The 24,242-nt window shown below is 72.4% G+C and carries 21 protein-coding genes and 1 tRNA gene; 15 read left to right on the forward strand and 7 right to left on the reverse strand.

Annotation, left to right across the window (positions count from 1 at the left end; translation table 11 throughout):
• The first annotated feature begins 28 nt into the window (after window positions 1-28).
• The 3 genes from ACIRYZ_RS11525 to ACIRYZ_RS11535 all read left to right on the forward strand — a co-directional run bounded on the left by ACIRYZ_RS11525 (window position 29) and on the right by ACIRYZ_RS11535 (window position 3,676).
• The gene (locus tag ACIRYZ_RS11525; protein WP_402942288.1) at window positions 29-1,432 is read left to right on the forward strand and encodes a dipeptidase; all 1,404 of its coding nucleotides are present in this window, start codon (window positions 29-31) and stop codon (window positions 1,430-1,432) included.
• A 232-nt stretch (window positions 1,433-1,664) separates the two neighbouring features.
• On the forward strand, window positions 1,665-2,606 hold the full coding sequence (nudC, locus tag ACIRYZ_RS11530) for an NAD(+) diphosphatase (protein ID WP_402942290.1): 942 nt from the start codon (window positions 1,665-1,667) through the stop codon (window positions 2,604-2,606).
• A gap of 230 nt (window positions 2,607-2,836) precedes the next feature.
• On the forward strand, window positions 2,837-3,676 hold the full coding sequence (locus ACIRYZ_RS11535; RefSeq protein WP_393024874.1) for a GntR family transcriptional regulator: 840 nt from the start codon (window positions 2,837-2,839) through the stop codon (window positions 3,674-3,676).
• 30 nt (window positions 3,677-3,706) lie between these two features.
• On the opposite strand, the gene ACIRYZ_RS11540 is transcribed toward ACIRYZ_RS11535, so the two are convergent.
• Window positions 3,707-3,964, reverse strand: a complete 258-nt coding sequence (locus tag ACIRYZ_RS11540) for a mycoredoxin (RefSeq protein WP_402942292.1) — start codon at window positions 3,962-3,964, stop codon at window positions 3,707-3,709.
• 164 nt (window positions 3,965-4,128) lie between these two features.
• On the opposite strand from ACIRYZ_RS11540, the gene ACIRYZ_RS11545 reads away from it, so the two are divergent.
• The 4 genes from ACIRYZ_RS11545 (at window position 4,129) to ACIRYZ_RS11560 (ending at window position 8,072) form a co-directional block, all read left to right on the forward strand.
• Window positions 4,129-6,396 carry an ATP-dependent DNA helicase UvrD2 gene (locus ACIRYZ_RS11545; RefSeq protein ID WP_402942294.1) on the forward strand — a complete coding sequence of 756 codons (2,268 nt, stop codon included), beginning with the start codon at window positions 4,129-4,131 and terminating at the stop codon, window positions 6,394-6,396.
• Between the two features lie 282 nt (window positions 6,397-6,678).
• Complete coding sequence (locus ACIRYZ_RS11550; RefSeq protein WP_402942295.1) at window positions 6,679-7,137, forward strand: hypothetical protein; 459 nt, start codon at window positions 6,679-6,681, stop codon at window positions 7,135-7,137.
• 168 nt (window positions 7,138-7,305) lie between these two features.
• Entirely contained in the window at window positions 7,306-7,674 is a 369-nt protein-coding gene (locus ACIRYZ_RS11555) for a WhiB family transcriptional regulator (protein WP_380615870.1), read from the forward strand.
• Window positions 7,671-8,072, forward strand: coding sequence for a hypothetical protein (locus ACIRYZ_RS11560; RefSeq protein ID WP_402942297.1), 402 nt, complete (start codon window positions 7,671-7,673; stop codon window positions 8,070-8,072). The genes ACIRYZ_RS11555 and ACIRYZ_RS11560 overlap by 4 nt, the downstream gene beginning before the upstream one ends.
• A gap of 87 nt (window positions 8,073-8,159) precedes the next feature.
• Here the strand turns inward: ACIRYZ_RS11560 and ACIRYZ_RS11565 are convergent, their stop codons facing one another.
• Together ACIRYZ_RS11565 and ACIRYZ_RS11570 are read right to left on the reverse strand one after the other, a co-directional pair.
• The gene (locus ACIRYZ_RS11565) at window positions 8,160-9,545 is read right to left on the reverse strand and encodes an ABC1 kinase family protein (RefSeq protein ID WP_402942299.1); all 1,386 of its coding nucleotides are present in this window, start codon (window positions 9,543-9,545) and stop codon (window positions 8,160-8,162) included.
• 182 nt (window positions 9,546-9,727) lie between these two features.
• A complete protein-coding gene (locus ACIRYZ_RS11570) occupies window positions 9,728-10,447 on the reverse strand; it encodes a TetR/AcrR family transcriptional regulator (protein WP_402942301.1) in 720 nt (239 codons plus the stop codon).
• A 210-nt stretch (window positions 10,448-10,657) separates the two neighbouring features.
• Here ACIRYZ_RS11570 and ACIRYZ_RS11575 point away from each other — a divergent pair, with 210 nt between their 5' ends.
• The gene (locus ACIRYZ_RS11575) at window positions 10,658-12,190 is read left to right on the forward strand and encodes an MFS transporter (RefSeq protein WP_402942302.1); all 1,533 of its coding nucleotides are present in this window, start codon (window positions 10,658-10,660) and stop codon (window positions 12,188-12,190) included.
• 237 nt (window positions 12,191-12,427) lie between these two features.
• Here ACIRYZ_RS11575 and ACIRYZ_RS11580 read toward each other — a convergent pair whose 3' ends face one another.
• Window positions 12,428-13,516, reverse strand: a complete 1,089-nt coding sequence (locus ACIRYZ_RS11580) for a TOMM precursor leader peptide-binding protein (RefSeq protein WP_402942304.1) — start codon at window positions 13,514-13,516, stop codon at window positions 12,428-12,430.
• 423 nt (window positions 13,517-13,939) lie between these two features.
• On the opposite strand from ACIRYZ_RS11580, the gene ACIRYZ_RS11585 reads away from it, so the two are divergent.
• Complete coding sequence (locus ACIRYZ_RS11585; RefSeq protein ID WP_387630849.1) at window positions 13,940-14,515, forward strand: M48 family metallopeptidase; 576 nt, start codon at window positions 13,940-13,942, stop codon at window positions 14,513-14,515.
• A gap of 121 nt (window positions 14,516-14,636) precedes the next feature.
• Here ACIRYZ_RS11585 and ACIRYZ_RS11590 read toward each other — a convergent pair whose 3' ends face one another.
• Both ACIRYZ_RS11590 and ACIRYZ_RS11595 read right to left on the reverse strand, forming a co-directional pair.
• The gene (locus tag ACIRYZ_RS11590) at window positions 14,637-15,224 is read right to left on the reverse strand and encodes an NUDIX hydrolase (protein ID WP_402942305.1); all 588 of its coding nucleotides are present in this window, start codon (window positions 15,222-15,224) and stop codon (window positions 14,637-14,639) included.
• Window positions 15,221-16,765, reverse strand: coding sequence for a zinc-dependent metalloprotease (locus ACIRYZ_RS11595; protein WP_402942306.1), 1,545 nt, complete (start codon window positions 16,763-16,765; stop codon window positions 15,221-15,223). The genes ACIRYZ_RS11590 and ACIRYZ_RS11595 overlap by 4 nt, the downstream gene beginning before the upstream one ends.
• 197 nt (window positions 16,766-16,962) lie before the next feature.
• On the opposite strand from ACIRYZ_RS11595, the gene ACIRYZ_RS11600 reads away from it, so the two are divergent.
• From ACIRYZ_RS11600 to ACIRYZ_RS11615, 4 genes are all read left to right on the forward strand, one after another.
• Complete coding sequence (locus ACIRYZ_RS11600) at window positions 16,963-18,111, forward strand: NAD-dependent epimerase/dehydratase family protein (RefSeq protein ID WP_387630856.1); 1,149 nt, start codon at window positions 16,963-16,965, stop codon at window positions 18,109-18,111.
• Window positions 18,112-18,253: 142 nt separating this feature from the next.
• Window positions 18,254-18,694, forward strand: coding sequence for a molybdenum cofactor biosynthesis protein MoaE (locus tag ACIRYZ_RS11605; protein ID WP_393024902.1), 441 nt, complete (start codon window positions 18,254-18,256; stop codon window positions 18,692-18,694).
• 230 nt (window positions 18,695-18,924) lie between these two features.
• Window positions 18,925-19,098: a hypothetical protein gene (locus tag ACIRYZ_RS11610; RefSeq protein WP_402942309.1), complete on the forward strand. Its 174-nt coding sequence runs from the start codon at window positions 18,925-18,927 to the stop codon at window positions 19,096-19,098.
• A 42-nt stretch (window positions 19,099-19,140) separates the two neighbouring features.
• Entirely contained in the window at window positions 19,141-20,253 is a 1,113-nt protein-coding gene (locus ACIRYZ_RS11615; protein WP_402942310.1) for a PDZ domain-containing protein, read from the forward strand.
• Between the two features lie 18 nt (window positions 20,254-20,271).
• Here the strand turns inward: ACIRYZ_RS11615 and ACIRYZ_RS11620 are convergent, their stop codons facing one another.
• The gene (locus ACIRYZ_RS11620) at window positions 20,272-20,853 is read right to left on the reverse strand and encodes a PPA1309 family protein (RefSeq protein ID WP_393024911.1); all 582 of its coding nucleotides are present in this window, start codon (window positions 20,851-20,853) and stop codon (window positions 20,272-20,274) included.
• Window positions 20,854-21,040: 187 nt separating this feature from the next.
• On the opposite strand from ACIRYZ_RS11620, the gene ACIRYZ_RS11625 reads away from it, so the two are divergent.
• A complete protein-coding gene (locus ACIRYZ_RS11625) occupies window positions 21,041-24,001 on the forward strand; it encodes a UPF0182 family protein (protein WP_402942661.1) in 2,961 nt (986 codons plus the stop codon).
• 66 nt (window positions 24,002-24,067) lie between these two features.
• Window positions 24,068-24,141 (forward strand) — tRNA-Met (locus ACIRYZ_RS11630).
• The last annotated feature ends 101 nt before the right edge of the window (window positions 24,142-24,242 follow it).

Here is a 24,242-nt window from a genome sequence, read left to right on the forward strand (position 1 = left end):
CCCGCACGGGCGAACTACAGTCGTCGGTATGACGAGAACCCCGGACAGCGCCGTCCGCTCCTACATCGACCAGCACCAGGCCGCCTTTCTCGCCGACCTCTCCGAGTGGCTGGCCATTCCCTCGGTCTCCGCCGACCCGGAGCGGGCCGGCGACGTGCGCCGCTCCGCCGAGTGGCTGGCCGCCAAGCTGCGCGACACCGGCTTCCCGGTCGCCGAGGTGTGGGAGACCGACGGGCTGCCGGCGGTGTTCGCCGAGTGGCCCTCCGGGGACCCGTCCGCGCCGACCGTCCTGGTCTACGGCCACCACGACGTGCAGCCCGCCGCGCAGGAGGACGGCTGGGACACCGAGCCGTTCACCCCGACCGTGGTCGGCGGGCGGCTGTACGCGCGCGGCGCCGCCGACGACAAGGGCCAGGTGTTCTTCCACACCCTGGGGGTGCGCGCCCACCTGGCCGCCACCGGCCGCACCGCGCCCGCCGTCAACCTCAAGCTGCTGATCGAGGGCGAGGAGGAGTCCGGCTCGCCGCACTTCGCCGACCTGGTCCGGCGCGAGGCCGGGCGGCTGGCCGCCGACGTGGTGGTCATCTCCGACACCGGTATGTGGTCCGAGACCACGCCGACCGTCTGCACCGGCATGCGGGGCCTGGCCGACGCCCAGCTCGACCTGTACGGGCCGGACACCGACATCCACTCCGGCTCCTTCGGCGGCGCCGTCCCCAACCCGGCCCAGGTCGCGGCCGAGCTGGCCGCCGCCCTGCACGACGCCGACCGCAAGGTCGCGATCCCGGGCTTCTACGACGGGATCGTGGAGCTGACCGACCGCGAGCGCGAGCTGTTCGCCGAGCTGCCCTTCGACGAGGCGCAGTGGCTGCGCGTCGCCAAGTCGTACGGCACCCGCGGCGAGGCCGGGTACTCCACCCTGGAGCGGGTGTGGGCCCGCCCGACCGCCGAGGTCAACGGCATCTGGGGCGGCTACACCGGCCCCGGCGGCAAGACCATCGTGCCGAGCTCGGCGCACCTGAAGCTGTCCTTCCGGCTGGTCGCCGGGATGGAGGTGGAGAAGGTCCGCGAGGCCGTGCGCGCCTGGGTCGCCGAGCAGGTGCCCGAGGGCATCCGGTACGAGCTGGCCTTCCCGGGCGCGACCCGGCCGTGCCTGACCCCGCTGAACCACCCGGCGCTGCAGTCCACCGTCCGTGCGATGGGCCGCGCCTTCGGGCAGAAGATCCTCTTCACCCGCGAGGGCGGCTCCGGCCCCGCCGCCGACCTGCAGGACGTGCTGGGCGCCCCGGTGCTGTTCCTCGGCATCTCGGTGCCCTCGGACGGCTGGCACTCGGTCAACGAGAAGGTCGAGCTGGACCTGCTGGCCAAGGGCGTGGAGACCGCCGCGTACCTGTGGGGCGACCTGGCCGAGAACTTCCGGCCCGGCACGTGAGCGAGCGGAGCGAGCTCACCATCGAGGGTGCGCGTTGCGCGAAGCGCCTGCCGAGCGCAGCGAGGTGGGCGCGTGAGCGAGCGGAGCGAGCTCACCATCGAGGGGTGCGCGTGGGCGCATGCCCCTGTCGAGCGAAGCGAGGCAGGCGCATGAGTCCGTTCGGTGCACGGGTCCGTGCACATGGCAGTCAGATCACTCATCCGGATGATTCACCACGTGGGGATGGAACGACGTGAGCACCGTGCCTGAGACCGAGCGCCCACTGGCCCTGGCCCTGGCCAGGTCGGGGGTGGACCGGGCGGCCGAGCACCGGTTCGACGAGCCCTGGCTGGCGGCCGCGTGGAGCCACCCCGCCACCCGGGTGCTGCCGATCGCCGGCGGCGAGGCCTTCGTCGTCGACACCGCGCAGGGCACCGAACTCGTGCTGCTGCCCTCCTTCGAGGCGCCGCAGACCGGGGACCGGTACTTCCTCGGCACCGACGAGGACGGCGTCTCCTACTTCGCGCTGGCCGGCGAGAGCCTGCCCGGCCGGCTGGACGGCGACGCCCGCCCGGCCGGGCTGCGCGAGGTCGGTGCGCTGCTGTCCGACCGGGACGCCGGGCTGCTGGTGCACGCCGTCGCGCTGGAGCACTGGCACCGGCTGCACAGCTTCTGCTCGCGCTGCGGGCACCCGACCGAGAAGGCCGGCGCCGGGCACGTGCGGCGCTGCACCTCCTGCGCGGCCGAGCACTACCCGCGCACCGACCCGGCGGTGATCATGGTGATCACCGACGAGCAGGACCGCTGCCTGCTCGGCCGCCAGGCGCTGTGGCCGGAGGGCCGCTGGTCCACGCTGGCCGGCTTCGTCGAGCCGGGGGAGTCGATCGAGCAGGCGGTGGCCCGCGAGGTGCAGGAGGAGGCGGGGGTGCGGGTCGGCGAGGTGCGCTACGTCGCCAGCCAGCCCTGGCCGTTCCCGTCCAGCCTGATGCTCGGCTTCGCGGGCAAGGCGCTGCCCGGCGGCACCGAGATCACCGTGGACGGCGAGGAGCTCGCCGAGGCGCGCTGGTTCTCCCGCGAGGAGCTGCGGGCCGGGATGGCCGCGGGCGAGATCCTGCCGCCCTCCGGCATCTCGATCGCCCGTCACCTGGTCGAACTCTGGTACGGGGAGCCGCTGCCGGCGGCCGCGCGCTGGTAATCCTGTACGAATTCCCGATGCTTCCGTGCGAAAGGGGGCGTGCGGCTTATGCCGCGCGCCCCCGTTTTTCTTTTCCAGCCCTTCCCGAACCCGCCACGACCTGCTGTTCGTGGCCGGACGGGCCAGTTCTGCTACCGCAGGACGTTCCCTTGCCCCCACCGTCAACCCGCGCGGACGACATTGCCGGAAACGGCTGAAACCGCGTCGCCGCGCTCGCTACATTCACTCGGGTGACAATCCCCCGGGGCACCGCCCAATCCCCCAAATACCAGCGCCTCGCCGCCGACCTGCGCCGCCGGATCGCCGAGGGCGAGTTCACCGCCGACGCCGCCCTGCCGGTCGAGAGTGAACTGGAACGCCAGTACGGCGTCGCCCGCAACACCGTCCGCCTCGCCGTCGACGTCCTCGTCAACGAAGGCCGACTCGTCCGCCTCCAGGGCAAGGGCACCTACCTGCGCGAACACCCGGTCCTCGACCACCGCGCCTACGGCCCCGACCTGGCCCCCGAGCCCCGAGACTGCCTGGGCGCGCCCTCCGCCGTCTACCTCGGCGAAGCCGCCGACGCCGGGCGCGAACTCGGCACCGACTTCGAGATGATGATCGTCCGGGCCCGCGTCGATATCGCCGAACGCCTCGGACTGCGCCCCGGCGAGGCCATCGTGGTCCGCCGCCAACTGCGGCTGCTCGACCGCGAGCCCTACTCCATCGAGGAGAGCCACTACCGGGCCGGACTCGCCGCCGGCACCCCGCTGATGGAACCCGACCCCGTCGAGGGCGGCGACGAAGCCGTCCTCGCCGCCCTCGGCCGCACCGAGATCGGCGCCGTCGACCACCTCGTCGCCCGGATGCCCGGCCCCGAGGAGGCCCAGTGGTTCCAGGGCGGCCCCGGCGTCCCGCTCATGGTGCAGACCCGCGTCACCTACGACCGGCGCGGGCCCGTACGGGTCATCGAGACCCGCTACTCCGCCGACCGCAGCCGGCTCGTCTACGGCATCGGCGACCTCGGCGCGCGCACCACCCTGCCCGCCCCCGCCGCCCCCGTCGACCCCGCCCGGGCCGACGCGCCGTGACGCGCGCCGACCCGGCCGGGACCGGGCGGATCAGGCCGCCAGGGCCTTCTTGACCTGCAGCAGGCTCGGGTTGGTCATCACGACCCGCTCGCCGCCGCCGACCGGCTGCACCAGAACCGTCGGCACCGTCTGGTTGCCGTTGTTCACCGACTCCACGAAGGCCGCCGAAGTCGGGTCCTCCTCGATGTTGATCTCGGTGTAGCCGATGCCTTCACGGTCCAGCTGGCTCTTGAGGCGGTTGCAGTACCCACACCAGGTCGTGCTGTACATCGTCACGGTGCCGGACATTGAGGGGGCTCCTTCGAAAGAGAGGTTCACGCGGTCCCTGGACCAAACGTCCGCCGGGCGGCGGGCATTCCGCCATGCCAACGGTCGGCACGCGGCGCGATCATCCTGCGATCACACCGGGCCTGTGGACAACCCCGCCCCCGTTGTCCCACCGGACTGAGAGGATGGAACGCATGCAGGAAGACCTCTTGAGCGGCAGCCCCTACGACGGCCCCCACGGCTCCCCCTGGGCCGACCCCGGCGCCGCCACGGGCCCCGACGCCGTGCTCGCCGGGCTCGACCCCGAACAGCGCGCCGTCGCCACCGCCCTGCAGGGCCCGGTCTGCGTGCTCGCCGGCGCCGGCACCGGCAAGACCCGCGCCATCACCCACCGCATCGCCTACGGCGTGCGCAGCGGCGTCTACCAGCCCTCGCAGGTCCTCGCCGTCACCTTCACCGCCCGCGCCGCCGGCGAGATGCGCGGGCGCCTGCGCCAGCTCGGCGCCGACGGCGTCCAGGCCCGCACCTTCCACGCCGCCGCCCTGCGCCAGCTCCAGTACTTCTGGCCCCGCGCCGTCGGCGGCCCCGTACCCCAGCTCCTCGAACGCAAGGTCCAGCTCGTCGCCGAAGCCGCCGGCCGCTGCGGGCTGCGCGTCCAGCGCACCGAACTGCGCGACCTCACCGCAGAGATCGAATGGGCCAAGGTCACCCAGACCGGCCCCGAGGACTACCCCGCGGCCGTCGCCAAGTCCGGCCGCGAAGCCCCCCGCGACCCCGCCGAGACCGCCCAGGTCTACCGCGTCTACGAGGAGACCAAGAGCCGCCGCGGCACCATCGACTTCGAGGACGTCCTGCTCCTCACCGCCGCCATCCTGGAGGACCGCCCCGACATCGCCGACCAGGTCCGCTCCCAGTACCGGCACTTCACCGTCGACGAGTACCAGGACGTCTCCCCGCTCCAGCAGCGTCTGCTCGACCAGTGGACCGGCCCCGGCGGCGGCGCCAGCCTCTGCGTCGTCGGCGACGCCAGTCAGACCATCTACTCCTTCACCGGCGCCACCCCCGACTACCTTCTCAACTTCCGCAGCCGCCACCCCGAGGCCACCGTCGTCAAACTCGTCCGGGACTACCGCTCCACCCCCCAGGTGGTCCACCTCGCCAACGGACTCCTCGCCCAGGCCCGCGGCGAAGCCGCCCGCCACCGCCTCGAACTCGTCTCCCAGCGCGAAGCCGGCCCCGAACCGGTCTACACCGAGTACGAGGACGAACCCACCGAGGCCGAGACCACCGCCCGCCGCATCAAGGACCTCCTCGCCACCGGCGTGCGCGCCAGCGAGATCGCCGTCCTGTTCCGCACCAACGGCCAGTCCGAGGTCTACGAACAGGCCCTCGCCGACCTCGGCGTCCCCTACCAGCTCAAGGGTGCCGAACGGTTCTTCGAACGCCCCGAGGTCCGCGACGCCGGCGTCCTGCTGCGCGGCGCCGCCCGCGCCGCCGCCGACCCGCTCATCGCCGGCGCCCCCGACCTCGCCGGCCAGGTCCGCGCCGTCCTCGCCAGCCGCGGCTTCACCCCCGAACCCCCCGCCGGCTCCGGCGCCGTCCGAGACCGCTGGGAATCCCTCGCCGCCCTCGTCCGCCTCGCGGAGGAGTTCGAGCGCACCCGCACCGCCGACGGCCGCACCACCGACCTCGCCGCCTACGTCGCCGAACTCGACGCCCGCGCCGCCGCCCAGCACGCCCCCGCCGTCGAAGGCGTCACCCTCGCTTCCCTGCACGCCGCCAAGGGCCTCGAATGGGACGCCGTCTTCCTCGTCGGCCTCACCGAGGGCACCCTGCCGATCATCTACGCCAAGACCGACGAACAGATCGAGGAGGAACGCCGCCTCCTCTACGTCGGCGTCACCCGCGCCCGCAAACACCTCAGCCTCTCCTGGGCCCTCGCCCGCTCCCCGGGTGGCCGCGCCGGCCGCAAGCCCAGCCGTTTCCTCGACGGACTGCGCCCCGGCTCCGCCGCCCCCGGCGCGCGCACCGGCGCGCGGGGCGGAAGGGGGAGTGTCGAGACCGGCGAGCGCTCAGCCGCCCGACGGGTCCGCGGCCCGGTCACCTGCCGGGTCTGCGGCAAGGTCCTCACCGAGGCCGTCGAACGCAAGCTGCGCCGCTGCGAGGACTGTCCCTCCTCCATGGACGAGGGCCTGTACGAGCGACTTCGCGAGTGGCGGGCCCGGCAGGCCAGGAAGCAGGGCGCCCCGGCCTACGTGGTGTTCACCGACGCGACGCTCATGGCGATCGCCGAGGACGTGCCCTCCAGCAGCCGGGAACTGGCCCTGATCTCCGGGGTCGGCGCCATGAAGCTGGACAAGTACGGGGCCGCCGTGCTCTCGTTGTGTGCGGGGGAGGAGCCCGAGGAGGATCCGGACGGCGTCGAGGACGACGGTCCGGTCGATCCGGTGTGAGCCGGCGCGGGCGCGGTCCAGGGGACTGCTCGGGGGACTTCGAAGCCGCCGCGGAACGTGTCGCGGATCGCGCCGTGTAACGCGCCGCAGAACTCGCGTGAAAAATAGTTTGCGCGGCATACCGGGAGCGCAATAGCCTGCCGGAGCGGTCAAGGGGACGCGGTCGCACGGGGTGACACCTGTGCCGATTCCCCTCGCCCCACAGCTTTACCGAGACAGACATCCGAACATTCGGAGCCAGGGGAACCAGGCTCCGCGAGACGCCGAGAGGAGGCGAAGACAGTGGGAAACATCATGATCACCAAAATGACTGGCCAGACCGTTGTCGCTGCCTCCCTGCGTGCCGCCCGCCTGCGGGCGCTCGCCGAGCTCGGTGGAACCGGTCTGGGTCTCGACACCACCGGTGTCTCCGTCGCCTCCGTTGTCAGTGGTCTTGGACACACTGATCTGCGCATCACGGGCGGCAGGAGTGTCGAAGGCACCGTTGTCGAGGCCGGTCTGTCCCGTGACTGGGCGTCGGTCGATGCGTCGCGTCCCATGTGCGATGAGCGACCGATCCAGGCACCGAAGGCGGCCGTAGCCGCCGCCATGCATGGCGGCTATGCGCAGGTCATCGGTGCCGGAAACGCCCAGGAGCAGAACGAGCAGCAGATCAAGCAGGCCACGGCCGCCTTTATCGGCGCCAAGGCCATCCGGATGCGGGCCTTCCGCGGGCCTGAACCCTGGAGAGAACGAACCTGAGTCAGCCTCAGGTCGGCACCTCCAGGGCCGCGGAACCCGTCACACCGGGATCCGCGGCCCTTCTGTTTTGTCCGGTACGCAAGACCACCCAGGCCCCCCGGGGCCTCCGGCCCAGCACCACCAGTCCACTGGGCCGGAACCACTGAGAAGACGAGGAAGACGCCCACAGTGTCCACGGTCATCACGCCGCCCATCCCGTCCGTACCGCCGACAAGCCAGATCACCAAGGCCGACCAGGCCGACCCCCCGGAGGTTCCTTCCATGCAGATCAGCTCGATCGAGCAGGCCGAGGCACTCGGTCTCCCCATCCCCTGCCGCGCCTTCGACCCCGAGGTCTTCTTCGCCGAGACGCCCGCCGACGTCGAGTACGCGAAGTCCCTCTGCGGCACCTGCCCGGTGAAGGAGGCCTGCCTGGCCGGCGCACTGGAGCGGCGCGAGCCGTGGGGCGTCTGGGGTGGCGAGCTCTTCGTCCAGGGCGTCGTCGTGGCCCGCAAGCGGCCGCGTGGCCGTCCGCGCAAGACCGAGGTCATGGCGTGAACCCCGCCGACCACGCCAGGGCCATCCGCCGGGGAGAGCAGTCCCCGCTGGATACCGCCCTCCGCCGGTCCGTACGGATCGCCGCCGCCAAGGCTGACTCAGAGGCCCGCACCCGCCCATTCCCGAGCACGCACCACGAGCAGGACCACCACATGACCCCCGCCGCCATCGATCCGACCGTCCGCGCCGAGCAGGCCGCCGAACTTCAGACCCAGAACAGGATCCTCGAGATGCAACTCCTGCATGAATCCCTGGCCCGTGCCCATATGCAAGACAGGCTGCACGAGGCCGAGAACCAACGGCTCGTCAGCCGGGTCGTCCGGGCCCGCAAGCTCCGGCAGCGGGCCGAGCGGGCCTCGCTGCGGGCTCGCAAGGCCCTCGCCGTCGCGCTGATGTAAGCGCCGACCGCCGTAGTACCGCCCCTGTCGTGCCGCAGGCCGCCCCCCGTCCACGGGGAGCGGCCTGCGGCCGTTCGGTGCCCTCGGTCAGCGCCTGCGGGCGGGCTTGGCGCGCCCCACGGACTCGGCCGGCTCCGCTGACGGCCCGTCCGAGAACTCGGGCAGCCACTGAAGCATCTCGGCGCGGAACGGCGCCTTGGCGCCCAGCTGACACAGCACCCCGATGGTGCTCAGCGTCACCCGGTGGATCAGCAGGTACGCGGGCGGCAGGTTCAGCTGCTTGCCAAGGTTGTAGGCGGGCGAGCGCGGATCGGCGATCCGGGCCGCCTGGGCGCGCATCCACGTCCGGGTGAAGTGGAAGCTGTCCACCGTGGCCGGCTCGATGATCGGCAGCAGGTAGTCCAGCACCGCGTCCGGGTCCAGCCGGATCGAGGGCTTCACGAAGCCCTCCTCGCGCAGCATCTTCAGCACGCCGGTCGCGTCCCCGTCCAGCGCCATCCGCAGCGAGGCCCCGATCGGCTCGGGCAGCCCGCCCGGCAGCCGGTCCACCGTGCCGAAGTCCAGCACGCCCAGCCGCCAGCCCGCGGCCGGGCCGTCGTCCGTCAGCAGCCGGAAGTTGCCCGGGTGCGGGTCCGCGTGCAGCAGACCGGTCCGCGACGGGCCGGCGAACAGGAACCGGGCCAGCAGCTGCCCGGCGCGGTCGCGCTCCTCCTGGGTGCCGCGCGCGATCACCTCGGCCAGCGGGGTGCCGTCCATCCACTCGGTGATCAGGACCTGGTCGGCCTGCGCCACCACGTTCGGCACCAGGATGTCCGGGTCACCCGCGAACTCCTCGGCGTGCCGGCGCTGGGCCTGTGCCTCCAGCTCGTAGTCCAGCTCCTCCGAGACCCGCTCGCGCAGCTCGGCGATCAGCGGCTTGATGTCCAGCCCGGGAACCAGCGGGCCGAGCAGCCAGGCCACCCGGCTCAGCTGGGACAGGTCGGCGAGCAGCGCGTCACCCGCTCCCGGGTACTGCACCTTGACCGCGACCCGTCTGCCGTCGTGCCAGACCGCCCGGTGCACCTGGCCGATCGAGGCGGCGGCCGCCGGGCGGTCGTCGAACTCCCGGAACAGCTCGCGCCAGCCGTCCCCGAGCCGTTGGGCGAGCGCGGCGTGCACCTTGGTGGCGGGCATCGGGGGAGCGGCGTCCTGCAGTTTGGTGAGTGCGGCCCGGTACGGCCCGGCGACCTCCTCGGGCAGCGCGGCCTCGAAGACGGACAGCACCTGCCCGAACTTCATCGCCCCGCCCTTGAGTTCACCGAGGACCTTGAACAGCTGGTCGGCGGTGGCCTGCTGGAGCTCGGCCGTCACCACCTCGGCGGAGCGGCCGCCGATGCGCTTGCCGAGTCCGAGCGTGGCGCGTCCGGCTATCCCCAGCGGTAGGGCGGCGAGCCGTGCCGTGCGGGTCACTGCCTTGCGCGGAAGATCGCTCACCCGGGCCTCCAATCCCTGGCCCCCCGACACCGGACGGCCCACCATCACTACGCCATTGTGCCCGCTCCCCACCCCGCGGCCGCCGGTGTTTTACGGGGCGGGCGGGCGGCGCCGTTCCCTCGCGGAGTCCCTTGCGGGGTCTTTGCGGGGAGTTGGGCGGCTTGGTCCGGTGGACCGACGGGTCAGCGGGGCAGCCGCAGGGCGAGGCCGTCCAGGACGACCTCCAGGCCGTAGGAGAACTTGGCGTCGCGTGCGGCGGCCGGGTCCTCGGCGGCGGCGGCCGTGGAGTCGCCGTTGAGGTGCTCGTAGCCGACGGTGGCCTGCTCGGCGGCGGGCATCAGACGGGCGACGAACTCGGCCTCGCTCTCGCCGGAGCGGGCCACGGCGGTGAGCCAGGCCGCCTCGGCGGTGCTCATGCCGACGACGTAGGAGATGAGGGTCTCGATCGCCCGGGCCGGCTCGGGGAAGGCGGCCGCGGCGAAGAGGGCGGCCAGCCGCTCGGAGAAGGACATCAGGTTGGGGCCGAGGTAGACGAGACCGGCCTGGCCCAGCACCGAGGACAGCCAGGGGTGGCGCAGGGCGGTCGCCCGGAAGGCCTGGGCGGCCTCGACGGCGGCGGCGCGCCAGTTCGGGCTGTCGGCAGGCGGGAGGGCGATCTCGCCGAAGACCTCGTCCACCGCGAGTTCCATCAGCTCGTCCTTGGTCGCCACATGGCGGTAGAGGGAGGTCGCGCCCGCGTTCAGGCGGGTGGCGAGCTTGCGCATGCTCAGGGCGTCGATGCCCTCGGCGTCCAGCATGACGACCGCCTCGCGGACGATCGCGGCCCGGCTCAGGGAGGGCTGCTCGGGCTCGCGCGGCTGGCGGGCCCAGACGGACGGGACGGGGTTCGTTCGGGCGGCCATGGGTGGCTCCTCTTCCTGGGCCCTCTCGCGGGGGCGCTGTTTCCGGTGCCGCTCGCGCTGTCGGCCGGCCGACAGGTGCGCACGCCGTTCGCATTGAGCGTACAGGAGCCGGGTGTTGCGCACACCGTTCCGCTGTGCGTACAGTGTTCTCATCGACGGAACGCAGTGCGCATCGAGGGAACGGTGTGCGCAAGAAGGGGAGGGTGTCCGATGACAGCGAGCAACCCGGCCGAGGGCCGCAACCCGCACCGCTGGTGGATCCTGATCGTGCTCTGCCTGAGCTCGCTCGTCCTGGTGGTCGACAGCATGGCCCTGACCGTCGCGGTCCCCTCGATGACCGCCGACCTGGGCGCCGGCGCCCAGGACACCCAGTGGATCCTCGACTCCTACGTCCTCGTCTTCGCCGGACTGCTGCTCACCTCGGGCAGCCTCGGTGACCGGTTCGGCCGCCGGAAGGTCATGATCATCGGACTGCTGTTCTTCGGGACGGCGTCACTCGCGGCGACCTTCTGCACCAGCCCCGGCGAGGTCATCGCGGCCCGGATCGCAATGGGTGTCGGCGGCGCGCTGATCATGCCCTCGACGCTGTCGATCCTCATCACCGTCTTCGACGAGGAGGAGCGCAACAAGGCGATGGCCGCGTGGGGTTCGGTGTCGATGCTCGGACTGGTCGGCAGCCCGGTGCTGGGCGGGGTGCTGATCAACCACTTCTCGTGGCACTCGATCTTCTTCATCAACGTGCCGGTCGTCGCGCTGGCGGTCCTGGCCGGGCTGCTGCTGATGCCGGAGTCCAAGGGCCCGTGGCAGAAGCCCGACCCGCTCGGCGCGGTGCTCTCCGCCGTCGGCATGACCGCGCTGATCTGGTGGATCATCGAGATCCCGCAGCACGGCGCCTTCGCCGGCCGGTCGCTGGTCACCCTGGTCGTCGCGGTCCTCGCCCTCGCCGGGTTCGTCGTGTGGGAGAACGTCACCTCCGCGCCGATGGTGCCGCTGGCACTCTTCAAGGCCCGCAACTTCAGCGGTGGTTCGCTGTCGCTGACCCTCGTACAGATCGGCAATGGCGGGCTGCTGCTGGTGCTTACCCAGTACCTGCAGTTCGTGCTCGGGTACTCGCCGGTCAAGGCCGGCCTCGCGTTCCTGCCGCTGGCCCTCGCCGCGCTGCTCGGCAACGGGGTCGGCGCCAAGCTCGCGGCGAAGCTCGGCAACCGGCTGCTGATCCTCGCCGGGATGCTCGTCATGGCCTCCTCCTTCGCGCTGCTGACCACCGTCTCCGCGGAGACCGGCTTCGCCGTCCCGGCGGCGGCGCTCGGACTGCTCGGCCTCGGCGCGGGCCTGGCGATGCCGGCGGCGGTCGGCGCGCTGATGGGGACCATCCCGTCGGAGCAGGCAGGTGTCGGCTCGGCGCTGAACGACACCATCCAGCAGGCCGGTACGGCGCTCGGCATCGCGATCCTGGGCTCGCTGCTGTCGAGCGGCTTCGCGAGCCGGATGCCGGCCGGGACGCCGGAGCAGGCCAAGCGCTCCATCGCCGGGGCGCTGGCGGCCGCGAACGGGGACGCCGGGCTGGTGCGGACCGCCCGGGAGGCGTTCGCCGGGGCGATGTCGACGACCTTCACGGTCAGCGCGATCGGGGTGCTGGCGGCGGCGCTGGTGGCCGTACTGGTGATGCGGGACCGGAAGGCGGGGGAGGGCGCGGCCGAGGAGGCCGCGGAGCCGGCGAGGGAGATCGGGATCGCCGCCTGAGGCCGGTTCGGCCGGGAGCTCGCTGAGATGGCCGGTGCCCTCGGGGGGCGCCGGCCATCGGCGTTCTCTCGGGGGCTGCGCAGGAAGTCGGCGGGGCCGACTTGCTCCCGGAACAGCGGCTCCCGCTTCTCCCGGCCCGCGCCCTGCGCCCCGGGTCGAGGTCGGGCGGCTGCTGAGCCCCGCAGCCGCCGGGCCTGCTCCCGGCACCCTTCTCATTCCTCCTCCCTCGACGACTCCTCAGCCCGGCGGCAGCGGCTGCCACAGGCAGCCGCAGTCCGGGTGTCCTCGCAGCCGCAGGCGGCGGGGCATCCCGTCGCTCGCCGACACCTCGCACCAGCCGTCGACGCTCGGCGGTCGGCCGCCGTCCAGAAACACCTGCACATGCAGGGCCGCCAGTCCGGCGACGGCCGTCGCCAGTGCCGTGTCGCAGGCCGGGGTGCGGGCCCGGCCCGGGCCGTTGTTCGCCAGTTGGGCCAGCACCCGCGCCCATGCGGCGTCCTCGTCCTCCCTGCGCAGCACCAGACAGTGCCCGCAGGCCGACCTTCCGGGGATCACCAGCGGCCCGATGATGCCGAACTCCTCGACCACGCCCACGTACAGATGCGGCACCCCGGCCCGGAGCAGCAGCTTGGCCTCGTACGTCCCGCCCGCGAAGGCGGCGCTGCCGTCCCGGGGCGCGAGGACCACGAAGTCGGGCGGCGGGTCCTCTGACTTCCGCCGCAGGACGGGCACCAGTGGCCGGCCCGCGGCCCGTTGCACCGCCTCCCTTGCGGCCGTCGAACGCAGCCGCCCGATGTCCGCGGGTGGCAGCCCGGCCGGGGAGCAGTCGCCGGGCTTGACCCGGCCGCCGTCGGACACCGTGACCGTGCCGGTGCCCGCCGCGGCGAGCACCGCCGCCACGGCGGCGCCGACCCGGCCCGCGCCGCGCACCTCGATCCGGGTCTCAGCCCGGTGGGTCAGGACCGCCGGTGCGGCGCCGGGGCCGGAGTGGACGAGGGACAGCGAGGCGAGGTCGGGACCGAGGAGGTCCCGGTGGGGCTGGGGGAAGCGGGACAGCACCCGGTCGGTCGCCTCCGCGTCGTCCAGCAGCCCGATCTCCTCCAGTTCGGTCAGCAGGGTGTCGGCGGGCTCGCGGCCGAGGCCGATTCGCTCGCCGGCCTCCAGGAGCTCGGGTCGGTCGCGCGTTCCGTCGACCAGCCCGAGGAAGTCGCAGAGGGTCTTGTCGGCGTTTTCGAGCACCCCCGCATGTCGGGTGACGGTGCCGAACTGCAGGGTCTCGGAGTCCCGCCAGCTGCGGGACAGAGCGGGCTTCAGGGCGAGGCGCACGACGATCTCCCTTCCGATCGTTTCCGGACGGCTGACCGCAGCATGCCCCATCGCGCCGACCGCGTGCTGAAAGTTATCCACAGGTCCGGGCGCATGATCACACCATCTGTTCGCAGGCCCTGTGGATAACTGCTCATCCGCCCGAATGTCGATTTCCGGACACCCTCCGTCGGCCTTTCGTTCCCGATCGCTCCACGAAAGATTTCGGCCATGGCAGCGGACTTCTGTCAGTGGTACCGGGTAACGTCGTGTGCCATGGCGGCCGAGCGGGACTCCCATCCACCGGTGTCGCGTCGGCGTGCCCGTGCAGCGTCCGGGTCTCAGGCGGCGGCGCCGAGTACACGTGGGCGCCCGGACGAGAAGCAGCACGAGCAGCAGCACGAGAAGCCGCAGGCGAGGCCGCAGCACCCGCCCACCGGGGCGGTGCCGCCCGAAGCGCACGACCGCAGCCGGGTCGAGGTGCGGCGCAGCGCCCGCCGTAGCCGTACCGTCTCCGCCTACCGCGAGGGCGACCGCACCGTGGTGCTGATCCCGGCCCGGATGTCGCATGCCGAGGAGCAGCGCTGGGTCGCGCAGATGCTGGAGAAGCTCGCCGCCCAGGAGCGTCGGCGGATCCTCGGGGACGACGCCCTGATGGCCCGGGCCCGGGAGCTGGCGGCGGCCTACCTGGACGGTCGCGCCCAACCCGCGCAGGTCCGCTGGGTGACCAACCAGAATTCGCGCTGGGGCTCCTGCACGCCCAGTGAGGGGACGATCCGGCTGTCCCACCGGCTGCAGGGCATGCCGGAGTACGTGCTGGACTACGTGCTGCTGCACGAGCTCGCGCATCTGCTGGTGCCGGACCACGGGCCGGCGTTCTGGGCGCTGTTGGAGGCCTACCCGCGTACGGAGCGGGCCCGCGGCTATCTGGAGGGCGTGGTCTCCGCCGCCCGTCTGCCGCACATCCCGGGTGCCCGGCACGGCACCCCGGGGGAGGATCCGGCGGCCTCCTGCGGCTGAGTCCGGGAGGAACGCCACCGGGAAGGGCCGAGGGAACGGGCCGACGAGAAGGGCCGACGAAAAGGGCCGACGAAAGGGGGCGCGGGCCGATATGGCCCGCGCCCCCTTTCCGCGTCGCACCTCAGCCGGTCAGCTGCCGCGCCCGGGCGACCAGGTCACGCACCGAGTGGTCGGTGAGCTCCGGCAGCCGGTCGTAGTCGAACCAGCGCAGGTCCAGCGACTCCTCGCTGATCAGCGCCTGTGCCCCGGCCGGGGCCAGTGCTATGTACTGGACGTCCAGGTGGGTGTTCTCCGGCCGGTCCTTGCCGGTGCAGCGGACCAGGTGCCGGTCCAGCTTGGCCGGTACGGGGGTGCCGTTGTCCCGCAGCAGGGTCAGGTCGGGGATGCCGGACTCCTCGACGGCCTCGCGCAGCGCGGCCGAGGCGAGGTCGGCGTCGCCGGGCTCGCAGTGTCCGCCCATCTGCAGCCACATGCCGACCTTGGGGTGCAGGGTGAGCAGCACCCGCCCGGCGGCCGGGTCGACGACCGCCGCGCTCGCGGTGATGTGGGCGGGCAGGCAGGAGCGGTAGAGGCCGCCGGGCTGCTCGGCCAGGTGCGCGAGGTAGTCGCGCCGCAGCTGTTCCTGGTCCTCGTCGGCGGGCCGCCAGTCGGTCAGGGTGCGGACGGCGTCCGCGTGCAGGGCGGACGCGCCCGTGTCGGTGGCCGTCATGCGGTGGGCTCGCCCTTTCCATCGGTGCCGTCCTGGTCGGGCTTCGGCTCCTCGGCCCTCGGCTGGTCGCTCTTGGTCAGGTCGGGCTTGCCGGCCGCGGCCTCGCCCAGCAGCTTGTCGAGGGCGTCGAAGTCGATCCCGCCCTCCAGGTCGTCGCTGCCGCCGCGGTGCACGAAGGCGTCCGGGTCGTCGAGGTCGGCGGCGGTGGGCAGCATGTCGGGGTGCTCCCACAGGGCGTCGCGGCCCTCGACGCCGCGGGCGTCGGCGAGCAGCGCCCACAGCCGGGCGGCGTCGCGCAGACGGCGCGGGCGCAGCTCCAGACCGACCAGGGTGGCGAAGGTCTGCTCGGCGGGCCCGCCGGCCGCGCGGCGGCGGCGGACGGTCTCGCGCAGGGCGCCCGCCTGCGGCAGGTGGGGTTCGGCGGCGGCGTGCACGACGGCGTCGACCCAGCCCTCGACCAGGGCGAGCGCGGTCTCCAGGCGGGCGAGCGCGGCCTTCTGCTCGGGGGTGTCCTCGGGCTGGAGCAGGCCGCCGGCCAGGGCTTCCTGGAGCGCCTCGGGGTTGCTCGGGTCGAGCTGGCCGACGAGTTCCTCCATGCGGGAGGTGTCGACCTTGATGCCGCGCGCGTAGGCCTCGACGGCGCCCAGCAGGTGGGCCCGCAGCCACGGCACGTGGGCGAAGAGCCGCTGGTGGGCGGCCTCGCGCAGGGCGAGGTAGAGCCGGACCTCCTCGGCGGGCACGCTCAGGCCCTCGCCGAACTCGGCGACGTTCTGCGGCAGCAGGGCGGCCTTGCCGGCCGGGGCGAGCGGCAGGCCGACGTCGGTGGAGCCGACGACCTCGGCGGCCAGGGCGCCGAGCGCTTGGCCGATCTGGGTGCCGAACATGGCGCCGCCCATGGAGCGCATCATGCCCATCAGCGGGCCGGCCATGGCCTGCATCTCCTCGGGCAGGACGCCGCCCATGGCGTTGCCGACGCGCTCGGCGACCGGGTCGACGAGGTCCTTCCAGACCGGGAGGGTGGCCTCGATCCACTCGGCGCGGCTCCAGGCGACGGCGGTGCCGGCGCCGGAGGGGAGCTCGGTGACGCCGTCGAGCCACAGGTCGGCGAGGCGGACGGCCTCGGCGACGGCGGCGCGTTCGGTGGCGCTGACGGAGCGGTCCTTGCTCTTGCCCTCGGCGGGTTCGGCGACGACGGTCTGCCGGGCGATGTTGGTGGCGAGGTCCCAGTTCACCGGGCCGCCCTCGAAGGAGAGCATCTGGCCGAGCTGCTGGAAGGCGGCGCCGAGATCACCGGGGTTGAGGCCGCCGAACATCGCGGCGAAGGGGTTGTCGGCACCGGCGCCGCCGGGGCCGCCAGGGGCGCCGGGCATGCCGAAGATCGCGCCGAAGGGGTTGCCGACCCCGAAGCCGAAGGGCTGCGGGCCGCTGTCGCCGGAGCCGGCCGGGCCCTGGTCCTTCTTCTTCTGCGCGTCGTCGGGCTTGGCCTTGCCGTCCTCGGGCTCCTCGGGCGGAACGCCGAATCCGAAGGGAAGGTCGCTCACGGGGTCCTCGATCCGGTCGGCCGTCATGCGGGTGTGGCGGGAAGTACTGCCCGCCCGGGGTTGCGGTGGAGCGGACTCGTGGGCGGCTCCCACGCGGCAGGCCCGCGCCGGGTGCACCGCCGGGCCTTCGCCTCGGGCAGGATGGACGTACGTGACACACGTCCGTACGCACATAAGCTAACCGTGGAGGATGGCCGGTGAGTTCCCCGCCCTCGGACGTTCGCTCTGGGCTGACCGGAGGAGAGGACGCGTCGGACACCACGGCGTCGCCGCCTCCAGCCTACGGCGGGCGGCCGCTGACCGTGGCCGTCACCGGTGCCGCCGGGGTGCTGGGCGAGCGGGTCGCCGCCCGGCTGGTGGCCTCCCCGCACGTGCGCAGGGTGCTGGCGGTGGACGACCGGCGCGGTGACGTGCCGGGTGTGCAGTGGCGGGTGCTGGACGTGCGGGACCCGGCGGTGGCCGAGCGGCTGGCCGGGGTGGACGTGGTGGTGCACCTGGCGATGGACTTCGGGATGGAGTCCGACCCCCGGGCGCGCAGCGCCTACAACGTGCGGGGCGCCCAGACGGTGCTGACCGCGGCCGCGGCGGCCGGGGTGCACCGGGTGGTGCTGTGCACGTCCGCGATGGTCTACGGGGCGCTGGCCGACAACGAGGTGCCGCTGGCCGAGGACTCGGAGCTGCGGGCGACCGAGGAGGCCTCGCTGGTCGGGGACCTGCTGGAGATCGAGCGCCTGGCCCGGCGGGCGCCGCGCGCCCACCCGGGGCTGCAGGTGACGGTGCTGCGCCCGGCCGTGGTGGTGGGCCCCGGTGTGGACACGGTGCTGACCCGGCACTTCGAGGCGCCGCGGCTGCTGGTGGTGGCCGGCTCGCGCCCGTGCTGGCAGTTCTGCCACGTGGACGACCTGTCGGCGGCGCTGGAGTACGCGGCGCTGGGCCTGGTTGAGGGCGAGGTGACGGTCGGCTGCGACGGCTGGCTGGAGCAGGAGGACGTGGAGCGGCTGTCGGGGATCCGGCGGATGGAGCTGCCGGCGTCGCTGGCGCTGGGTACGGCGGCGCGGTTGCACCGGCTGGGCCTGACCCCGGCCCCGGCGGGGGACCTGGCGTACACGATGTACCCGTGGGTGGTGTCGGGCAGCCGGCTGCACGAGGCGGGGTGGCGTCCGGAGTTCACCAACGAGCAGGTGCTGGCGGAGCTGCTGGCCCAGGTGTCCGGCAAGCACGCGGTGGCCGGGCGCCGGCTGGGCGGCAAGGAGGCGGCGACCAGCCTGGGGGCGGCCGGGGCGACGGTGGCGCTGGTGGGTACGGCGGCGCTGGTGCGCAGGGCGCGCAAGCGCCGCCGGTTCTGACCGGCCCGGGGTCGGCCCCCGGATCGGCCCGGGGCGCCCGTCGAGCCCGTCGAGCGGCGACACTTCTCACGATGCGAAATTTCCACATCGTGATGTGGAAACCCCTTGCCCGGATCCGGCCGGGATGGGGAATCATGGGGTCATGTCCGAGAACCACGACCCCATCCGACTGCTCGCCGTCCGCGACACCCCGCTCTCGCTGGACGAGGTGTACGAGGCGGTCGGCGACGACGCGGCCGGCGGCACCACCGTCTTCGTCGGGACGGTCCGTGACCACGACGGCGGCAAGTCGGTCGCCGCGCTGGAGTACAGCTGCCACCCCACCGCCGAGCAGGAGATGCGCCGGATCGCCGAGAAGGTCGTCGCCGACTTCCCGGTCAAGGCGCTCGCCGCGGTCCACCGGGTGGGCCGGCTGGAGATCACCGACAAGGCCGTGATCGTCGCGGTCTCCTGCGCCCACCGCGGCGAGGCCTTCGCGGCCGCCCGCCGGCTGATCGACGACCTCAAGCACGAGGTGCCGATCTGGAAGCACCAGGTCTTCGCCGACGGCGAGGAGGAGTGGGTCGGCGCCGGCGGCTGCTGACCCTCGTCGGGTGTGCGGCGGAACCGGATGCACACGGAGCGCGTCCCCGGGGTCAGGCGCGCCGTCTCCTCACCCGAACGGGTCTGGGCGGCTGCGCCGAATAGTCCCTGGAAGTGAGCCGATCGGCCGTCCCGTTACCCGGACGGCGCCAGCCGCGTTGTCCGCCGGAGTGGTTAATCTGCTCATAGACACGACGAGCTGGGAGTACTGATATGGGTGCGCTCGCCTGGTTGATCATTCCGGTAATCGCCGTCCTTGCCGCCGCCGTCTGGGCCGGCTGGGCCCAGCGGGCCCCGAAGGCCACGGGGGACCCTGCCTCACTCGCCGAGCACCGGCGCTTCATGGCTGCGATGGAACGCACCACCGCCGACACCGTCGGCCCCGGCGAGCACGCCGGCCGGTAGCCCGCCGGGCGTCGCGTCACCCGCGTCCCGTACTGTCGAGGCATGCCACGCCGCTCCGCGACGATGCTCGCTGCCACCCTGCTGCTCATAGCGCTGCTCTGCGTCTCGGTGCTGATGAAGGTGCCGTACACGGAGATGAGCCCGGGCCCGACGTACAACACGCTCGGCGACCAGGGCGGCAAGCCGGTGATCACCATCACCGGGCACGACTCGTACAAGACGAGCGGGCACCTCAACATGACCACCGTCCAGGTCACCGGGGCCAAGTACGAGCCCAGCCTGGTCAACGCCGTGGTCGGCTGGCTGCGCGACGACGTGCTGGTGGTGCCGCACGACAACGTCTACCCCAAGGGGCAGTCGGACGCCGACGCCAAGAAGCAGAACGCCGAGGAGTTCGCCTCCTCCGAGGACAGCGCCCGCACCGCCGCGCTCAACCAGCTGGGCATCCCGGTCGGCAACGAGCTGATCGTCAAGTCGGTCACCGCGGGCGCCCCGGCCGAGGGCCGGCTGCACGCGGGCGACCAGATCGTCGCCGTGGACGGCACCCCGGTCACCTCGGTCGACCAGGTGGTCGCCGCCGTCACCAAGCACAAGCCGGGCGAGTCGGTGGTCTTCACCGTGGTCCCGCGGGCCAAGGACGCCTCCGGCAACGGCACCGCCACCCCGGGGGCCAGGACCGACGTCACCGTCCCGACCGTGCGGGCCAAGGACCTCGACCCGAAGGCCCCGGCCGAGCGCGCCGACCTCGCGGTGGTCGGGATCGGCACCGGGATCCGGCACACCTACCCGTTCCAGATCGACATCGGCCTGCAGGACGTCGGCGGCCCCAGCGCTGGGCTGATGTTCTCGCTCGGCATCATCGACAAGCTCACCCCCAGCGGCGACCTCACCGGCGGCAAGTTCGTCGCCGGCACCGGCACCATCGACGACGACGGCAAGGTCGGTCCGATCGGCGGGATATCGATGAAGCTGATCGCCGCCCGGGACGCCGGGGCCGAGTACTTCCTCACCCCGTCCTCGAACTGCGCCGAGGCCACCAAGAACGTCCCGTCCGGGCTGACCCTGATCAAGACGGACACGCTGGACGGCGCGCTGAAATCGCTGGAGCAGATCCGCTCCGGGCAGACCGCCGCGCTGCCGTCCTGCGCCAAGTAGCCCCGGACCCGGGGACGGTTACGAGAAGGTCGCCAGCAGCGCGTCGGTCAGGCCGGGCACCAGGTCCGGGCCGGTCAGCACCTCGCGGGCGACGTCCTTGGAACGCAGCCGCAGGGCGATCTCCTTCTTGCCGTCGCGCAGCACCGCGGCGGTGATCCGCACCTCCTCGCGCTTGGGGTGGTTGGCCACCCACTCGGCGAGCTGGGCGTCGCTGGCGCCCCGCGGGCGGGACTGCTCGGCGCCCGGCGGCAGCATCAGCCGCTCGACGACCAGGGCGCAGCCGGCCACCGCGTCGGGCCAGGCGATGGTGCCGAGGAACTTGTCGAGTTCCATGCCGGCCGGGAGCTCGTCCTGCTCGACCGGGGTGAGGCCGGGCTCGTCGCCCTCGGCGAGGCCGAGCTGCTCGGCGATCCTCGGGTCGGCCTTGCGCAGGGCGGCGCTGTCCACCAGGGCGAACAGCCGGGCCGGGAGGTCCCAGCCGAGGGTGGCGGCGTACTCGTCGATCTCCAGCGCGGCCCGGGTGAGCGGGTTGGCGGCGGGGAGCTTGGATACATCGTCGGCAGAGCCGGGGGAGTTCGTGAATGCAGACGCGTCGGACATGACTCAATCCTCACACGCCGGGCGGGTGGCGCCCGCCCGGCGGGCGCGGGGGTGAGGTGGCGGGGTGTGGGGGAGCGGCGTAGTAACCGTCTGCTAACGGTGGGAACTCGGTCGAAGCCTGGTTAAGTTGCTCTGACGACCGACCGATTCCAGACGACACAGCTGAGGTGCCACCGTGGTATTCCAGATGCCGGAACGCTCAGGGCCGGGTTTCCGGCGCAGGGTAGGCCCGCCCTCCCGGCGGGCGCGGGTGGCCCTGCTGACCCTGGGCGTGCTCGCGGTGCTGTTCCTGCTGTTCGTCATGTTCGCCGGGTTCTGGACGGACTGGCTGTGGTTCAGGTCGGTCCGCTACTCCTCGGTGTTCACCACCGAGCTGTGGACGAAGATCGGGCTGTTCGCGGTGTTCGGCCTGCTGATGGCGGTGATCGTCGGCTTCAACGTCTGGCTGGCGCACCGGCTGCGCCCGCCGCTGTCGGCGATGTCGGTCGAGCAGCAGAGCCTGGACCGCTACCGGGCGGGGCTGGCGCCGTTCAAACGCTGGGCGCTGATCGGCGTCTCGCTGGTGATCGGTCTGGTGGCGGGTGCGGCGGCGTCGGGCCAGTGGCGGACCTGGCTGATGTGGACGAACGCGACGTCCTTCGGGGAGAAGGACGCCCAGTTCGGCATGGACGTCTCGTTCTACGCCTTCGACCTGCCGTTCTACGAGTTCGTGCTGGGCTTCGCGTTCAGCGCGGTGATCGTCTCGCTGCTGACCTCGGCGCTGGTGCACTACCTGTACGGGGGGCTGCGGCTGCAGGGCCCGGGGCGGCGGGCGAGCGCGGGCGCGCAGGGGCACCTGGCGGTGCTGCTGGGCGTGTTCGTGCTGCTGAAGGCGGTGGCGTACTGGCTGGACCGGTACGCGCTGGCGGTGAAGACCGGTTCGTACAAGGGCGTCTCGGGCTGGACGGGCCTGCGCTTCGTGGACGCCAACGCGTTCCTGCCGGCCAAGACGATCCTGTTCTTCGTCGCGATCATCTGCGCGGTGCTGTTCTTCCTGACGCCGATCCGCCGCACCTGGGCGCCGGCCCTGATCGGGCTGGGACTGATGGTGCTGTCGGCGGTGCTGATCGGCGGGCTGTACCCGGCGATCGTGCAGCAGTTCCAGGTCAAGCCGAACGAGCAGGCCAAGGAGACGCCGTACATCCAGAAGAACATCGACGCCACGCGTCAGGCGTACGGGATCGCGGACGCGCAGACCACCCAGTACAGCCCGCAGGGCTCGACCAACGCGGACGCGTTGAAGCCGGACGCGCAGACCATCGCGGACATCCGGCTGCTGGACCCGAACATCGTTTCGCCGACGTTCCAGTCGCTGGAGCAGCAGCGCAACTACTACGCCTTCCCGAGCACGCTGGACGTGGACCGCTACGGCACGGGCACGGGCAAGCAGGACACCGTGATCGGCCTGCGCGAGCTGGACCTCAACGGGGTGCAGCGCAACTGGATCAACGACCACTTCAAGTACACCCACGGCTACGGCGCGGTGGTCGCCAAGGGCAACCAGGTCGACGACCGGGGCCAGCCGGTGTTCACCGAGTCGGGCCTGCCGGCCACCGGCACGCTGGGCGACTACCAGCAGCGGATCTACTACGGCGAGAAGACGACGACGTACTCGATCGTCGGCGGCTCGAACAAGGAGATCGACTACACCGACTCCAAGACCGGCCAGAACGCCGAGTACACCTACTCCGGGGACAGCGGGGTCTCGCTGGACAACCCGATCACCCGGGCCGCGTACGCGGTGCGCTTCACCGAGCCGCAGATCCTGTACGCGGGGGCGATCACCGACGGCGCCAAGGTGATCTACAACCGGACGCCGAAGGAGCGGGTGGAGAAGGTCGCGCCGTGGCTGTCGATCGACGCCGACCCGTACCCGGTGGTGCAGGACGGCCGCGTGGTCTGGGTGCTGGACGGCTACACCACCTCGGACGGCTACCCGTTCTCGTCGAAGACGACGCTGGGCACGGCGACCAAGGACTCGCTGACCAACCAGCGTGGTGAGCTGCTGGCCGTCGCCAACCAGGTCAACTACATCCGCAACTCGGTCAAGGCCACGGTGGACGCCTACACCGGCGAGGTGAAGCTCTACCAGTGGGACGAGAAGGACCCGGTGCTGAAGACCTGGATGAAGGCCTTCCCGGGCACGGTCGAGCCGAAGGCGGACATCCCGCAGTCGCTGCTGCCGCACCTGCGCTACCCGCAGGACATGTTCAAGGTGCAGCGCGACCTGCTGGGCCAGTACCACGTGACGGACGCCAACTCCTTCTTCAACGGCAGCGACATCTGGCAGGTCCCGGTGGACCCGACCAGTGACACCAAGCAGGTCCAGCCGCCGTACTACGTGACGGTGCGGATGCCGGACACCAAGGCCGCGAGCTTCTCGCTGACCAGCACCTTCGTTCCCAACCAGCGGCCGAACCTGGCGGCGTTCATGGCGGTGGACGCGGATCCGGGCGACGACTACGGGAAGATCCGGATCCTGAAGATGACGGGGGACAGCGGCGCGCCCGGCCCGGGCCTGGTGCAGTCGAAGTTCAACTCCCGTCAGGAGGTGGCCTCGCAGATCACGCTGCTGAAGAGCGGCGGCGACTCGGAGCTGGAGTACGGCAACCTGCTGACCCTGCCGGTCGGCAACGGGCTGCTGAACGTCGAGCCGGTGTACGTGCGCGGACGCGGCGCCAAGTACCCGACGCTGCAGAAGGTCCTGGCGGTGTACGGGGACGACAACGTGGCGTTCGAGAACACCCTGGAGGACGCGCTGAAGAAGGTGTTCGCGGGGGCGGCCCCGGCGACCACCCCGACCGCGCCGTCCACCACGGGCGTCGGCGGGACGCCGACCTCGCCGGCGACGCCCTCGCCCACCGGGCCGGCCATCCCGGGCGCCGGCGGGACGATCTCGCCGGAGCTGCAGAAGGCGCTCGCGGACGCGGAGAAGGCGTACAGCGACGGCCAGACCGCGTTCAAGAACGGCGACTGGGCGGCGTACGGCAACGCCCAGAAGGCGCTCGGCGACGCCCTGAAGGCGGCCGAGGCGGCCCGCGGCGGCGGCCCGGCGCCGACCCCGGCGGCGACGCCGACGGGCTCGGGGTCGCCGAGCCCGACCCCGTAGTCCCTGCTGAGCCGCGGTAACCGTTTTCGGTTCCACCTCGTGTCCGTGCTATGGTTTAACCACCGACGCGGGGTGGAGCAGCTCGGTAGCTCGCTGGGCTCATAACCCAGAGGTCGCAGGTTCAAATCCTGTCCCCGCTACTCAGTAGCCGAAGGGCCCGGAGGATTCTTCCTCCGGGCCCTTCGCGTTTTCGGGCGCGGACGTTTCCCTCCCCAAGCGGGGGGAACCGCTCCGGTACTAT

The sequence above is a fragment of the Kitasatospora sp. NPDC101155 genome (assembly GCF_044768305.1).
Taxonomy (GTDB): Bacteria; Actinomycetota; Actinomycetes; order Streptomycetales; family Streptomycetaceae; genus Kitasatospora.

Excerpts from the sequence above, each read along its gene's own strand:
- ACIRYZ_RS11575 (WP_402942302.1), top strand. The coding sequence starts at position 10,658 with ATGACAGCGAGCAACCCGGCCGAGGGCCGCAACCCGCACCGCTGGTGG.
- ACIRYZ_RS11570 (WP_402942301.1), bottom strand. The coding sequence starts at position 10,447 with ATGGCCGCCCGAACGAACCCCGTCCCGTCCGTCTGGGCCCGCCAGCCG.
- ACIRYZ_RS11605 (WP_393024902.1), top strand. The coding sequence starts at position 18,254 with ATGTCCGAGAACCACGACCCCATCCGACTGCTCGCCGTCCGCGACACC.
- ACIRYZ_RS11590 (WP_402942305.1), bottom strand. The coding sequence starts at position 15,224 with ATGACGGCCACCGACACGGGCGCGTCCGCCCTGCACGCGGACGCCGTC.
- ACIRYZ_RS11620 (WP_393024911.1), bottom strand. The coding sequence starts at position 20,853 with ATGTCCGACGCGTCTGCATTCACGAACTCCCCCGGCTCTGCCGACGAT.
- ACIRYZ_RS11525 (WP_402942288.1), top strand. The coding sequence starts at position 29 with ATGACGAGAACCCCGGACAGCGCCGTCCGCTCCTACATCGACCAGCAC.
- ACIRYZ_RS11615 (WP_402942310.1), top strand. The coding sequence starts at position 19,141 with ATGCCACGCCGCTCCGCGACGATGCTCGCTGCCACCCTGCTGCTCATA.
- ACIRYZ_RS11625 (WP_402942661.1), top strand. The coding sequence starts at position 21,041 with ATGCCGGAACGCTCAGGGCCGGGTTTCCGGCGCAGGGTAGGCCCGCCC.
- ACIRYZ_RS11540 (WP_402942292.1), bottom strand. The coding sequence starts at position 3,964 with ATGTCCGGCACCGTGACGATGTACAGCACGACCTGGTGTGGGTACTGC.
- ACIRYZ_RS11545 (WP_402942294.1), top strand. The coding sequence starts at position 4,129 with ATGGAACGCATGCAGGAAGACCTCTTGAGCGGCAGCCCCTACGACGGC.